General features: G+C 64.9%; 6 protein-coding genes and 3 rRNA genes. 5 read left to right on the plus strand and 4 right to left on the minus strand.

The features are described 5' to 3' along the window. Window position 1 precedes the first annotated feature (1 nt). The 4 genes from DCE93_RS03405 to hrpA all read right to left on the minus strand — a co-directional run bounded on the left by DCE93_RS03405 (window position 2) and on the right by hrpA (window position 7287). Window positions 2-997: a DUF4349 domain-containing protein gene (locus tag DCE93_RS03405; RefSeq protein ID WP_108594644.1), complete on the minus strand. Its 996-nt coding sequence runs from the start codon at window positions 995-997 to the stop codon at window positions 2-4. A 173-nt stretch (window positions 998-1170) separates the two neighbouring features. Further along, complete coding sequence (locus DCE93_RS03410) at window positions 1171-2004, minus strand: aldo/keto reductase (RefSeq protein ID WP_205647466.1); 834 nt, start codon at window positions 2002-2004, stop codon at window positions 1171-1173. 50 nt (window positions 2005-2054) lie between these two features. After that, entirely contained in the window at window positions 2055-3263 is a 1209-nt protein-coding gene (locus DCE93_RS03415; RefSeq protein ID WP_108594645.1) for an MFS transporter, read from the minus strand. A gap of 7 nt (window positions 3264-3270) precedes the next feature. Beyond that, entirely contained in the window at window positions 3271-7287 is a 4017-nt protein-coding gene (gene hrpA, locus DCE93_RS03420; RefSeq protein ID WP_108594646.1) for an ATP-dependent RNA helicase HrpA, read from the minus strand. Between the two features lie 121 nt (window positions 7288-7408). Here hrpA and DCE93_RS03425 point away from each other — a divergent pair, with 121 nt between their 5' ends. The 5 genes from DCE93_RS03425 to rrf all read left to right on the plus strand — a co-directional run bounded on the left by DCE93_RS03425 (window position 7409) and on the right by rrf (window position 15054). Then, window positions 7409-8197 (plus strand): DUF1684 domain-containing protein, encoded by a 789-nt coding sequence (locus DCE93_RS03425; protein WP_168186161.1) that lies wholly within the window; start codon window positions 7409-7411, stop codon window positions 8195-8197. 55 nt (window positions 8198-8252) lie between these two features. Then, window positions 8253-9083, plus strand: a complete 831-nt coding sequence (locus tag DCE93_RS03430) for an aldo/keto reductase (RefSeq protein WP_108594648.1) — start codon at window positions 8253-8255, stop codon at window positions 9081-9083. A 537-nt stretch (window positions 9084-9620) separates the two neighbouring features. Beyond that, a 16S ribosomal RNA gene (locus DCE93_RS03435) occupies window positions 9621-11149 on the plus strand. Window positions 11150-11620: 471 nt separating this feature from the next. Then, window positions 11621-14724: ribosomal RNA gene (locus DCE93_RS03440) — 23S ribosomal RNA — on the plus strand. Window positions 14725-14937: 213 nt separating this feature from the next. Then, a 5S ribosomal RNA gene (gene rrf, locus DCE93_RS03445) occupies window positions 14938-15054 on the plus strand. Together the 16S, 23S and 5S rRNA genes form the textbook arrangement of a ribosomal RNA operon. Window positions 15055-15103 lie beyond the last annotated feature (49 nt).

The raw sequence follows: 15103 nt of genomic DNA on the forward strand, positions 1-15103 counted from the left end.
ACTACGCCCGAGGGGAGCCGTCCTGCGGGGGCGAGGGCGGCGAGGCCGAGTCGCTCGGCGAGGGTTCCGACGCGTCGACGGATGCCGCGGCATCCAGTTGCCCTTCGCGGCGGCTTCGGCTCGCCAGCACGACGATCGTGACGACGATAGCGGCGACCACGAGCACGGCGACCAGCCAGGGCAGCAGCACGCCGAAGGCGACCCCGAGCCATCCGGCGAACGCGACGAGCGCCCCCCAACCGGCGATCAGTCCGCTCCAGAAATCGTCGGGTGCGGCGTCGGGGGCGACTTCTTCGGTGATGAGGTCGAGCGTGATCGACGAGTAGTCGACCTGGTCGACGAGCCAGTCGCGCTGCTGCGTGAGGCTGTCGAGCTCGGCCTGCCGGGTGGTGAGCTCCGATTCGATCGCGATGAGATCGGTGATCGATGTCGCGGTGGCGAGGAGTTCGCGCAGCCGGTCGACCGAGGCGGTGAGCGCGTCGATGCGGGCATCGAGGTCTTGGCGCTGCTGCGTGACGTCGGAGGCGTTCATCGACACGGAGTTCACGGTGCCGAGCTCCCGGAGCTTCGCGACCACAGCGTCGAGTTCGTCGGCGGGGACTCGCACGGTGAGGGAGGCGCTCGGCGGCTGCGAGTCGGTGCCCGGTGTCTCGTTTCGACTGTCGACCCGCCCGCCCGACTCCTCGACGAGGTCGGCGGCGTCCTCGGCCGTCGCGATGGGGTCGTCGACGGTGATCGAGATCCAGCCGGTCGTGATGACGCTGCGGTCGGCGTCGGCCTCCGCCTTGAACGCACCGTCGGACGCAGCACCGCCTTCGATCGACTGCGGCGCGTCGGGCGCGGGCACGTCGGGCGCGGGGGCGGGCGCGGGTGCCACCTCGCCGGTGGCGATGCCCGGCTGGCTCGAGGAGGTCTGATTGCCTGCCGTGCAACCGGCGAGGAGGAGAGCGGTGAGCGCGGCCGTTGCGGCCGCCGCCGGTGCGAGTCGTCGTCTCATGCGCTCACTGTATTCCGCGGCCGGAACCCGATGTCTGGAACCTCGCTGGGAGTCGGGTCACGATCGGATTGCGCTTCGCTGTGAGTCGTCGCGCGGCCACAACGTTCGGCCGCTCCCGCACGTTCAGTGCGAGGATCCAGTGCGAGGGTTCGGGCCGGGGAGGGTCGTCGACGTCAGTCGTCGTCGGGGTCGCGCCCGGTGCGTTCTCCGGTCTCGAGCGTCGCGATCGCGGCGAGGTCGGCGGCGTCGAGCTCGAAGCCGAACGCGTCGAGGTTCTCACGGATGCGCTGCGGCGACGAGGCCTTCGGAATCACGAGGTTGCCGAGCTGCACATGCCAGCGCAGCACGATCTGCGCGCTGCTGCGGCCGTGCTTGGCGGCGAGGGCCTCGAGCAGCGGCGTGCCGAGCACCCGCCCGCGCGCGAGCGGCGACCACGCCTCGGTGCGGATGCCGCGCGCCGCGTCGAACTCGCGCAGCGCCGTCTGCGGCAGCCACGGGTGCAGCTCGACCTGGTTCACGACGGGCGTCTCGCCGGTCTCATCGACGAGCCGCTCGATGTGGTGCGCGTGGAAGTTCGAGACGCCGATCGAGCGCACGCGGCCCTCGTCGCGCAGCCGCACCAGGGCACGCCACGTGTCGACATAACGGTCGGTGGAGGGCACCGGCCAGTGGATGAGGTACAGGTCGAGCCGTTCGAGGGCGAGCCGGCGCATCGATGCGTCGAAGGCGCGCAACGCCGAGTCGAAGCCGTTGTCGTCCTTCCAGACCTTGCTTGTCACGAAGAGCTCGTCGCGGGGCAGGCCCGAGGCGCGCACCGCCTCGCCGACCTCGCGCTCGTTGCCGTAGAAGGCGGCGGTGTCGAGGTGCCGGTAGCCCGCCCCGATCGCGTCGAGGCAGAGGCGGGCGGCATCCGCTGCAGGCACCTTGTAGAGCCCGTAGCCGAGCTGCGGGATGCTCGCGCCGTCGGCGAGCGGCACGCGGGGTGCGGGAGCGATCGGTTGCGGCATCCTGGCCTCTTCTCTTGCGGCGGATTCTCTTGCGGCGCGGTCGGCCGGGCTCAGCTGGGTTGCATCGGCACCGGTTCGGTGTCGGGAATGGGGCTCGCGTCACGGCCGCGCAGGTCGGGGTGCCAGCGCCGGCCGATCACCGGAACGATGAATCCGAAGAGGGCGAGCACCGCGGCGGCCCAGAACGCGCCCTGCGCGCCGTATCCGTCGATGAGGAAGCCTGCGAGCGCCGAGCCGAGCGCGGCGCCGATGAGCTGGCCCGTGCCCACCCAGCCGTACGCCTCGGCCGTGTCGGAGAACTTCACGCTCGCCGAGACGATCGCGAAGAGCACGGCGAGCGCCGGGGCGATGCCGATGCCCGCGATGAAGAGGGTGGCGGAGAGCCACCAGAAGTCCATGAGGCCGGCCGCGAGCGCCGTGCCGGCGAACACGATGAACATGCGGCGCGCGGTCGACCATGGCCCGATCGGCACGTGTCCGAGGAAGAGGCCGCCCGCGAGCGATCCCACCGAGAAGATCGCGAGCACGATGCCGGCCTCGGCCCCGTCGTGCCCGAACACGGCGACGACGCCCGCCTCGATCGCGGCGCACGCGCCGATCAGCAGGAAGCCGACGATGGTCGCGAGCAGCACCGGCGGCCGGCCGAGCACGACGCCGAGCCGTCGCTTCGACCGCGGGATGCGGACGCGCCCGAGCTCGGGCGAGGAGATGAACCAGATGCCGCCGATGACCATGAGCACGGCGGCGAGGAGGATCGCCCAGACGGTGCCGATCTGCGTCGCGACGAAGGTCGTGACGACGGGGCCGACGACCCAGATGATCTCCTGCGCCGAGGCGTCGAGCGAGAAGAGCGGGGTGAGCTGGCGCGAGTTCACCATCTTCGGATAGATCGTGCGCACGGCCGGCTGCACCGGCGGGGTCGAGAGTCCGGCGACGAGCCCGATCACCATGTAGAGGGGAACGGTCAGCGGCAGCACCGCGATCGCCACGATCGCCGCGACGCAGACGACGAGCGTCGTGATGAGCACGGGGCGCATGCCGAAGCGCCCCATGAGCCGGCTCGTCAAGGGGCCGGCGACGGCCTGGCCGATCGAGGTGGCCGCCAGCACGAGCCCCGCCGAACCGTATGAGCCCGTCTGCTGCTCGACGTGCAGCAGGAACGCGAGCGAGAGCATTCCCGAGGGGAACCGTGCCGTCAGTTGCGCGGCGATGATACGGGCGACGCCAGAGGTCTTGAGCAGATCGGAGTAGCTTGCCACGGTGGGTTCAGCCTATCGAGGCGGTCGGCTGCGCGAGAAGCTTCGTGATGCGCTGCAGCGACACGCTCTCTGCGGCGCGCAGCTCTTGGGCGAAGAGGCTGATGCGCAGCTCCTCGATCAGCCAGCGCGCGCGAACGAGGTTCGCCGGGGCATCCGGTGCCAGCGGAATCGTGCCGCCCGCATCGGCGAACCGCGAGAGCGCCGTCTGCACCTCGTTCATCCACACCCGGTCGCGCCCCGGGTTGTCGACGAGCTTGCCCACGCGCATTGTGACGCCCTCGAGGTAGCGCGGCACGTGCCGCAGTCGCTCGAGGCCGGTTCGCGAGACGAAGCCGGGGAAGACGAGCCCGGCGATCTGCTCCTTCGCGTCGCTGAGCGCGGGCAGCAGGGCCATGCTCGTCGCCGACTTGACCGCCTTCTCTGCCGCCCGCAACGCGGTGAGCGTGCGGGCCACGAGGCCGACGGTCTCGAACATCGTGTCCATCACGACGCCCGAGACACGGTCGCGAACGGTGTCGAACTCCAGCTTCGTGAAGAGCATGCCGTCGGCGGCGACGCGGTAGAGCACGTCGTTGATGCAGGCCACCAGGCAGTCGGCGAAGAGAGCCGTCGTGCTCGGGTACGGGCTCGTCGCGAGGATGAGCTTCTCATTGCCGGTCAGGTGCTGCTGCACGTAGTTGACGGGCGAGGGCGTTGCGAGCATGAGCAGGCGACGGATGCCCCCGGGCATCGCCCGCGCCTGCTCCTCGGGGGTCGCGAGCAGCCTGATGCTCACGGCCGTGCCGTCGTCGATGAGCGCGGGGTAGGCGCGCACCCGGTTGCCGCCGACGGTCGTGTCGACGAAGCGCGGCAGCTCGGCGAAGTCCCAGCTCGTGAGCCCGCTGCGCTCGATGCCGGCCCCTGGGCGTTCGCCCGACGCGGCGACCGCGCCGGGGGTGGGAGCTCCCGCGGCGTCGACCGACCGCGGGCCGCGGGGTCCGCGCTCGCCGCGGGCGGGCTTCGCGAAGGTGTCGGCGACGGCGTCGCGCGCCCGATCGGCGAGCTGTGCCTGCAGCGACCGCAGGTCCTTGCCCACCGCGAGCTGCTTGCCGCGGCCGTCGACGACACGGAACGACATCTGCAGGTGCGGCGGGATCCGATCCATCGCGAAGTCGGCGCCCGTCACGGGGGTGTGCGTCAGGCGCTTGATGACGGCGGCGACCTCGTCGGCGAACGACGCTCCCGCCGGGGCATCCGACTCGCCCAGCTCGGCCACGATCTTCGCGGCCCAGTCCGCCGCGGGAACGACGTTACGCCGGATCACCTTCGGCAGGGCCTTGATCATCGCGGTGACGAGTTCGGTGCGCAGGCCCGGCACCTGCCGGTCGAACCCCTCCGGGCGGAGCCGCGCGAGCAGCACGAGCGGCACCTGCACCGTGACGCCGTCGTCGGCTGCGCCGGGCTCGAAGCGGTAGCGCAGCGCGAGCGTCTGGTCGTCCTGCTGCCAGCTCGGCGGGAAGGCGTCCTCGTCGATCCCGGGGGCGTCCTCGGGACTGAGCGCCTCGGCGGTCATCGTGAGCAGTTCGGGCGACTGCTGCTTCGTCGCCCGCCACCAGGTCTCGAAGAGCCGGGTCGAGGTGACGTCGGCCGGGATGCGCGCATCGTAGAACTCGAAGACGGCCTCGTCGTCGAAGAGGATGTCGCGTCGCCGGCTCCGCTCCTCGACCGCCTCGAGCTCGGCGCGGAGCGCGCGGTTCCTGCGGTCGAAGTCGAAGAGCCGGTCGCGGCGGATGTCGTTCGGCCAGTCGCCGTCGACGAGCGCGTGCCGGATGAAGAGCTCGCGGGCGTACGCCTGGTCGATGCGGGCGAGCTGGATGCGCCGACGGGCGACGATCGGCACGCCGTAGAGCGTGACCTTCTCGTAGGCGACGGCGGAGCCCTGCCGCTTCTCCCAGTGGGGCTCGCTGTGGCTGCGCTTGACGAGGGATCCGGCGAGCGGTTCCGCCCAGGCCGGGTCGATCGCGGCGTTCATGCGGGCGAAGAGGCGACTCGTCTCGACGAGCTCGGCGCTCATGATCGCGTCGGGCTGCTTCTTCGCGAGCGCAGAGCCGGGGAAGATCAGGAATCGGGACTGCCGGGCGCCGAGGTACTCGCCCTTGGGCTTCCGGCCGCCGGATGCCCCGCTGCCGCCGCGTGCGGCCGGCTGTTGCGAGCTCGCCGGGGCGTCCTTCAGGCCGATGTGGCTGAGCAGGCCCGCGAGGAGCGATTTGTGGATGCGGTCGGCATCGGGCGCGGTCCCGCCGCCGGGCGCCTGGTCGTCGACCGTGAGGCCGAGCGGCCGCGCCATCTGCCGCAGCTGGCGGTACACGTCGTTCCACTCGCGCACGCGCAGGTAGTTCAGGAACTCGTTCTTGCACATGCGCCGGAATGCGCTCGAGCCGAGTTCGCGCTGCTGCGTCTCGAGGTGGTTCCAGAGGTTCAGGAGCGTGATGAAGTCGCTCGTCGGGTCGACGAAACGGGCATGCCGCTCGTCGGCCTGCTGGCGTCGCTCGAGCGGTCGCTCGCGCGGATCCTGGATCGTGAGCCCCGCGACGATCGCGAGCACCTCCCGGCTGACGCCGTGCTGCTTCGACTCGACGACCATGCGGCCGAATCGGGGTTCGATCGGCAGTTTCGCGAGCGCCCGCCCGACTCTCGTCAAGCGGTTGCCGGCTGCTGCGCCCGCAGCAGCGTCGACGGCGCCGAGTTCGCGCAGCAGCTCGACGCCGTCCTTCACGCCGCGCGCGTCAGGCGGCGTGAGGAACGGGAACGCCTCGATGTCGCCGAGACCGAGGGAGATCATCTGCAGGATGACGGCGGCGAGGTTGGTGCGCAGCACCTCGGGCTCGGTGAACTCGGGGCGCCGGGCGAAGTCGTCTTCGGAGTAGAGGCGGATCGCGATGCCGTCGCTCGTGCGGCCCGAGCGACCGGAGCGCTGGTTCGCCGAGGCCTGCGAGATCGCCTCGATCGGCAGCCGCTGCACCTTCGATCGCACCGAGTAGCGGCTGATGCGCGCGGTGCCCGCATCGATCACGTACTTGATGCCCGGCACCGTGAGGCTCGTCTCGGCGACGTTCGTCGCGAGCACGACGCGGCGGCGCACGCCGGCCACCTTCGACGGCTGGAACACCCGGTGCTGATCGGCTGCCGAGAGGCGGCCGTAGAGGGGCAGCACCTCGGTGACGGATGCCCCGCGGCCGGCGTAGTGGCCGCGCACCGCCTCTTCGGCGTCGCGGATCTCGTTCTCGCCCGAGAGGAAGACGAGCACGTCGCCGCGGGACTCGCGGTCGAGTTCGTCGAGCGCCTCGATGATGCCCTGCAGGTAGTCCTTGTCGTCGGCCGCGGCCCGGCCGCCCGCGGCCGATCCGGTCGGCTCATCTGGATCGTCGCTCGCCGATTCCTCCGCGACGAGCGGTCGGTACCGGATCTCGACCGGGTAGGTGCGCCCCGAGACCTCGATGATCGGGGCCGGCGCGCCGGTGGCATCCGCGAAGTGCCGCGCGAAGCTCTCGGGGTCGATCGTCGCACTCGTGACGATGACCTTGAGGTCGGGGCGCTTCGGCAGCAGCTGCTTGAGGTAGCCGAGGAGGAAGTCGATGTTGAGGCTGCGTTCGTGCGCCTCGTCGATGATGATCGTGTCGTACCGACGCAGCATCCGGTCGTGGTGCATCTCGTTCAGCAGGATGCCGTCGGTCATCAGCTTGATGCGCGTCGACGCCGTGGCCTTGTCGGTGAAGCGCACCTGGTAGCCGACGAGCCCGCCGACCTCCTCGCCGAGTTCCTCGGCGATGCGCTCGGCGATCGTGCGTGCGGCGAGCCGCCGCGGCTGGGTGTGGCCGATGGACTCCCGGCCGAGCTCGAGGCAGATCTTCGGCAGCTGCGTGGTCTTGCCGGAGCCCGTCGCCCCGGCGACGATCACGACCTGGTTCTCGCGGATGGCGCGCGCGATCTCCTCTCGCTGCCGGGAGACCGGCAGCTCGGCGGGGTAGGTGATCGCGTCAGGCACAGCCCTCCATCGTATGCGCCGCGAGCCCGATCACGGGAGGGCTCTGCGTCCGCTCCGACATGTCGCGCCTCACGGCGTCACGCGACGACGACCGGCCGAAACCGGTGGATACGGTGTCGGTATGAGCGAGAGTGACTTCGAGACCGAGTGGCGGCAGTGGCAAGAGACGCGTTGGCAGGCGGCGTCGGCGCCGCACGGCACGGCCGCCCTCCTGCACACCCACTGGCTCGCCGCGGAGGCGACCGAGTTCGATGGCGCACCCGGTCGATGGCGGGCCGACGGCGCCCGGATCATCGGGGACTCGCTGCCCGATCGCGACACCGTGCACCTCGCCCCTGGTGAGGAGGTCGAGATCGACGGCGTCCGCCTGCGCGGGTTGGATCGCGACGGTTCCCTCGCCCTTCGCGTGATCGATCCGGATGCCCCGAGCCGCGCGAGCCTCGCCGGCATCGAGGCCTACCCGCCCTCCCTCGACCGTGTCGTGAGCGGCCGGTTCACACCGGCCGCAGCCGGATCGACGCTCGACGTCACCTCCGTCGACGGACACGAGTCGAGCGCCGAGTTGGGCGGAACGATCGACCTCGAGATCGACGGCGTCGCGGTCGCCCTGACCGTCACTCGCGATGCGTTCGGCCTCTCGGCGGTGCTCGCAGATGCCACGAGCGGTGACGAGAGCTACCGATTCCGGTTCCTCCGAGTGCCGGAGCCCGATGCCGACGGCCTCGTCGCCGTCGACTTCAACCGCGCCTTCCTGCCTCCCTGCGCCTTTTCCGACCAGTACGTCTGCCCGTTGCCGCCCGTCGGCAACCGCTGGCCGGTCGCGCTGCGCGCGGGGGAGCGGCGCGCCACGCGGCATCCCGTGGCCGGTACCGGTGCTGGCGCCGACGAACTCGGCGAGAGCGCGGCATGATTCGCGTGCAGCGAACGGTCTGCCGCAGCACGCGAACGACATGGTGGGATGAGGCATGACCTCTGTTCCTCGCATTCAGCTCAACGACGGCCACTCGATCCCGCAGCTCGGTTTCGGTGTGTTCAAGGTCGATCCGAACGAGACGGTGCGCATCGTCAGCGATGCGCTCGAGATCGGGTACCGCCATATCGACACCGCGCGCATCTATGGCAACGAGGCCGGGGTGGGCGCCGCGCTCGCCGAGTCCGGCATCCCGCGCGAAGAGCTCTTCATCACGACCAAGCTGTGGAACGACGACCAGGGCACGCAGTCGGTGCTCGACGCATTCGACGCGAGCCTCGAACGGCTGGGGCTCGAGTACCTCGACCTCTACCTGATCCACTGGCCGACTCCGGCCAACGACCGGTACGTCGAGACGTGGAAGACCTTCGAGCAGCTGCGCGAGAGCGGCCGGGTGCGATCGATCGGCGTGTCGAACTTCCTGGTGCCGCACCTCGAGCGGCTGCTCGCCGAGACCGACGTGGTGCCCGCCGTCGACCAGATCGAACTGCACCCGGCCCATCAGCAGCCGGCGACCACGGCATTCGCCGAGGAGCACGGCATCGCGATCGAGGCATGGGGGCCGCTGGGCCAGGGCAAGTACCCGCTCTTCGAGCTGCCCGAGGTGGCAGACGCGGCGGCCGCGCACGGCAAGAGCCCCGCGCAGATCGTGATCCGCTGGCACCTGCAGCGCGGTCACATCGTCTTCCCGAAGTCGAATCGTCGCGAGCGCATGGCCGAGAACTTCGACGTCTTCGACTTCGAGCTGAGCGCCTCCGAGGTGGAGGCGATCACGGCGCTCGAGCGCGAGGGACGGGTGAGCTCGCACCCCGACGAGGTGAACTGAGCCGACCGGATCCCCGTGTTTCGGCGCGACACGCCCGGGATGCACGGCTGATTTGCCGGGGTGCGGGGATCCGCGTAAATTCTTACTCATCGCCACGGCGGTGCGGGAAGCGGCTGAGAGATCAGAGCTTCCCGGCCGAGACGGCGAGATTCTTAGCCAAATAGCCTCGAAGTCGCATTGCGACTCGGTGATTTCAAGCCTAAGATGAAACCCCCACTTCAGAACGAACATGACTCTCGGGTCGTGTTCTTGTTGTGTGAACGACAGCCGTGTGACACCGAGTGATCGGGTCCGGCGCAATGAAGTGGTACGGTAGGTAGGTTGCCCTGAGGGCAGGCCGCGAGGCTGAAACTCGGGTGCGTCCGTTCCTTGAGAACTCAACAGCGTGCACTATGTTCAATGCCAATTTTTGAACCCTGTCCTGGTCTTTTGGCCGGGTGGGATTCCTTTGATTGATGGACAATTTGATTCTAAGTAGTCAGTTGTTTCTCTGTCAGTGATTGATACTCTCAATGCCTTCGGGTGTTGGAACCAGTTTTTTTGGAGAGTTTGATCCTGGCTCAGGACGAACGCTGGCGGCGTGCTTAACACATGCAAGTCGAACGATGAAGCCCAGCTTGCTGGGTGGATTAGTGGCGAACGGGTGAGTAACACGTGAGTAACCTGCCCTGGACTCTGGGATAACTCCGAGAAATCGGTGCTAATACCGGATAGGACCTGGAACCGCATGGTTTTGGGTGGAAAGTTTTTCGGTCTGGGATGGACTCGCGGCCTATCAGCTTGTTGGTGAGGTAATGGCTCACCAAGGCGTCGACGGGTAGCCGGCCTGAGAGGGTGACCGGCCACACTGGGACTGAGACACGGCCCAGACTCCTACGGGAGGCAGCAGTGGGGAATATTGCACAATGGGCGCAAGCCTGATGCAGCAACGCCGCGTGAGGGATGACGGCCTTCGGGTTGTAAACCTCTTTTAGTAAGGAAGAAGGGGAGCTTGCTCCTTGACGGTACTTGCAGAAAAAGCACCGGCTAACTACGTGCCAGCAGCCGCGGTAATACGTAGGGTGCGAGCGTTGTCCGGAATTATTGGGCGTAAAGAGCTCGTAGGCGGTTTGTCACGTCTGCTGTGAAATCCCGAGGCTCAACCTCGGGCCTGCAGTGGGTACGGGCAGACTGGAGTGCGGTAGGGGAGAATGGAATTCCTGGTGTAGCGGTGGAATGCGCAGATATCAGGAGGAACACCGATGGCGAAGGCAGTTCTCTGGGCCGTAACTGACGCTGAGGAGCGAAAGCGTGGGGAGCGAACAGGATTAGATACCCTGGTAGTCCACGCCGTAAACGTTGGGCGCTAGATGTGGGGACCTTTCCACGGTTTCCGTGTCGTAGCTAACGCATTAAGCGCCCCGCCTGGGGAGTACGGCCGCAAGGCTAAAACTCAAAGGAATTGACGGGGGCCCGCACAAGCGGCGGAGCATGCGGATTAATTCGATGCAACGCGAAGAACCTTACCAAGGCTTGACATATACGAGAACGCCGCAGAAATGTGGAACTCTTTGGACACTCGTATACAGGTGGTGCATGGTTGTCGTCAGCTCGTGTCGTGAGATGTTGGGTTAAGTCCCGCAACGAGCGCAACCCTCGTCGTATGTTGCCAGCACGTAATGGTGGGAACTCATATGAGACTGCCGGGGTCAACTCGGAGGAAGGTGGGGATGACGTCAAATCATCATGCCCCTTATGTCTTGGGCTTCACGCATGCTACAATGGCCGGTACAAAGGGCTGCGATGTCGTAAGGCGGAGCGAATCCCAAAAAGCCGGTCTCAGTTCGGATTGAGGTCTGCAACTCGACCTCATGAAGTCGGAGTCGCTAGTAATCGCAGATCAGCAACGCTGCGGTGAATACGTTCCCGGGCCTTGTACACACCGCCCGTCAAGTCATGAAAGTCGGTAACACCCGAAGCCGGTGGCCTAACCCTTGTGGAGGGAGCCGTCGAAGGTGGGATCGGTGATTAGGACTAAGTCGTAACAAGGTAGCCGTACCGGAAGGTGCGGCTGGATCACCTCCTTTCTAAGGAGCAACTCGGAGTCTTCGGGCTTCGCAGTGCAGACCAGATCGGGTCCTTTGTGGCTCGCTGGTTGCTCATGGGTGGAACATTGACATAGGTGCTCGTCTGAATGGTTCAGACCTAGTACGCCGCTTCTTCGGGAGTGGTTGGAAGGGTCGGGGCCGGCCGGTCGGGCACGTGCACGCTGTTGGGTCCTGAGGGACCGGACAACTCTGCGCCCCTTTCGGGGTGTGGGGGTGATGGTTTCTTCAGGCCTTCACTGATGCCGATGGTTTTGATTCGGTAGGTGGTGGGGGTTCTGGCCGTCTGTTGAGAACTACATAGTGGACGCGAGCATCTTAGAAGCAGCCTTCGGGCTGTTTCACAAAAGGTGAGTCGCCAAGGGGCATCCTTCGGGGTGTTGTTTGGCGTATTCACTGGTCAATTTCGTAGCACTTTCGGGTGCTGCACGAATTCGATCGAAACTCATGTGATTTCAAGTTTCTAAGAGCAAACGGTGGATGCCTTGGCATCTGGAGCCGAAGAAGGACGTCGTAATCTGCGATAAGCCTCGGGGAGCTGATAAACGAGCTGTGATCCGAGGATTTCCGAATGGGGAAACCCCGCCAGGCCCTTTGGGTGACCTGGTGACTCCCGCCTGAATATATAGGGCGGGTAGAGGGAACGTGGGGAAGTGAAACATCTCAGTACCCACAGGAAGAGAAAACAACCGTGATTCCGTTAGTAGTGGCGAGCGAACGCGGAAGAGGCTAAACCGAGCCATGTGTGATACCCGGCAGGGGTTGCATGGTCGGGGTTGTGGGACCTTTCGGACTGTACTGCCGTGCAGTCACGGTGACGCGTCAGGTATAGACGAACCGGATTGAAAGCCGGACCGGAGTGGGTGTGAGTCCCGTAGTCGAAATGCCTGGCGGCCCGGAGAGGTATCCCAAGTAGCGCGGGGCCCGAGAAATCCCGCGTGAATCTGTCAGGACCACCTGATAAGCCTAAATACTCCCAGATGACCGATAGCGGACAAGTACCGTGAGGGAAAGGTGAAAAGTACCCCGGGAGGGGAGTGAAATAGTACCTGAAACCGTTTGCTTACAAACCGTTGGAGCCTCCTTGTAGGGGTGACAGCGTGCCTTTTGAAGAATGAGCCTGCGAGTTAGTGATCTGTGGCGAGGTTAACCCGTGAGGGGCAGCCGTAGCGAAAGCGAGTCTGAATAGGGCGATTCAGTCGCAGGTCCTAGACCCGAAGCGAAGTGATCTATCCATGGCCAGGTTGAAGCGACGGTAAGACGTCGTGGAGGACCGAACCCACTTCAGTTGAAAATGGAGGGGATGAGCTGTGGATAGGGGTGAAAGGCCAATCAAACTTCGTGATAGCTGGTTCTCTCCGAAATGCATTTAGGTGCAGCGTTGCGTGTTTCTTGCCGGAGGTAGAGCTACTGGATGGCCGATGGGCCCTAAAAGGTTACTGACGTCAGCCAAACTCCGAATGCCGGTAAGTGAGAGCGCAGCAGTGAGACGGTGGGGGATAAGCTTCATCGTCGAGAGGGAAACAACCCAGACCACCAACTAAGGTCCCTAAGCGCGTGCTAAGTGGGAAAGGATGTGGAGTTGCACAGACAACCAGGAGGTTGGCTTAGAAGCAGCCACCCTTGAAAGAGTGCGTAATAGCTCACTGGTCAAGTGATTCCGCGCCGACAATGTAACGGGGCTCAAGCACGCCACCGAAGTTGTGGCATTGACATTAATGGTAGGCCTTCGTGGTCCAGCCGTGTTGATGGGTAGGAGAGCGTCGTGTGGGCAGTGAAGCGGCGGTGTGAACCAGCCGTGGAGGCCACACGAGTGAGAATGCAGGCATGAGTAGCGAAAGACGGGTGAGAAACCCGTCCTCCGGAAGACCAAGGGTTCCAGGGTCAAGCTAATCTGCCCTGGGTAAGTCGGGACCTAAGGCGAGGCCGACAGGCGTAGTCGATGGACAACGGGTTGATATTCCCGTACCGGCGAAGAACCGCCCACATGAAATCAGGAGTGCTAAGCATCCCAAGCCGCACGGATCCCTTCGGGGTGATGCGCGGGGCGGCATGCGACCCCATCTGGTGGAGTGAGCGTATTAACAGGTGTGACGCAGGAAGGTAGCCCAACCCGGGCGATGGTTGACCCGGGGCAAGCGTGTAGGCCGAGCGATAGGCAAATCCGTCGCTCATGATGGCTGAGACGCGATGCGGATGAAAAGTGGGTGATCCTATGCTGCCGAGAAAAGCATCGACGCGAGGTTCAAGCCGCCCGTACCCCAAACCGACTCAGGTGGTCAGGTAGAGAATACCAAGGAGATCGAGAGAATCGTGGTTAAGGAACTCGGCAAAATGCCCCCGTAACTTCGGGAGAAGGGGGGCCTAAGGCGTGAACGGACTTGCTCCGGGAAGCGCTGCAGGGCCGCAGAGACCAGTGGGAAGCGACTGTTTACTAAAAACACAGGTCCGTGCTAAGTCGCAAGACGATGTATACGGACTGACGCCTGCCCGGTGCTGGAAGGTTAAGAGGACCGGTTAGCCGCAAGGCGAAGCTGAGAATTTAAGCCCCAGTAAACGGCGGTGGTAACTATAACCATCCTAAGGTAGCGAAATTCCTTGTCGGGTAAGTTCCGACCTGCACGAATGGCGTAACGACTTCCCAGCTGTCTCAACCGCGAACTCGGCGAAATTGCATTACGAGTAAAGATGCTCGTTACGCGCAGCAGGACGGAAAGACCCCGTGACCTTTACTACAGCTTGGTATTGGTGTTCGGTGTGGCTTGTGTAGGATAGGTGGGAGACTGTGAAGCTGGCACGCTAGTGTCGGTGGAGTCATTGTTGAAATACCACTCTGGTCACTCTGGATATCTAACTTCGAACCGTAATCCGGTTCAGGGACAGTGCCTGGTGGGTAGTTTAACTGGGGCGGTTGCCTCCCAAAAAGTAACGGAGGCGCCCAAAGGTTCCCTCAACCTGGTTGGCAATCAGGTGGCGAGTGTAAGTGCACAAGGGAGCTTGACTGTGAGACTGACAGGTCGAGCAGGGACGAAAGTCGGGACTAGTGATCCGGCAGTGGCTTGTGGAAGCGCTGTCGCTCAACGGATAAAAGGTACCTCGGGGATAACAGGCTGATCTTGCCCAAGAGTCCATATCGACGGCATGGTTTGGCACCTCGATGTCGGCTCGTCGCATCCTGGGGCTGGAGTAGGTCCCAAGGGTTGGGCTGTTCGCCCATTAAAGCGGTACGCGAGCTGGGTTTAGAACGTCGTGAGACAGTTCGGTCCCTATCCGCTGCGCGCGTAGGAAATTTGAGAGGATCTGACCCTAGTACGAGAGGACCGGGTTGGACGAACCTCTGGTGTGCCAGTTGTTCCGCCAGGAGCACCGCTGGTTAGCTACGTTCGGGATGGATAACCGCTGAAAGCATCTAAGCGGGAAGCCGGCCTCGAGATGAGATTTCCATCCCTTCGGGGAGAGGCTCCCAGCCAGACGACTGGGTTGATAGGCCGGATGTGGAAGACAGGACTAACGACTGTCGCAGCTGACCGGTACTAATAAGCCGATAACTTGATAATCACTACACTCACACGATTTGAACTCATTCAAGTAAAGGCCGTGTGTGTGGCCCAAGATACGCTCGCGTCCACTCTGTGGTTCCCTTCAGACGGAAACCCAACACAACACAACACAGACACCTGTGCACCCCCAACCCGTGTGGTTGGTGGTGTCAGGCAACCGAGACCACACACCCACCCCACAACATGTGGCGGGCGAGGTGTGGCAAGAGTTTCGGCGGCCATAGCGCGAGGGAAACGCCCGGACACATTCCGAACCCGGAAGCTAAGACTCGCAGCGCCGATGGTACTGCAGGGGCGACCCTGTGGGAGAGTAGGACACCGCCGGACATAAATTCGAAGAGAGCCGCCCAAGGTTGGGCGGCTCTCTTTGGTTTAA

The sequence above is a fragment of the Agromyces badenianii genome (assembly GCF_003070885.1).
Classification (GTDB): Bacteria; Actinomycetota; Actinomycetes; order Actinomycetales; family Microbacteriaceae; genus Agromyces; species Agromyces badenianii.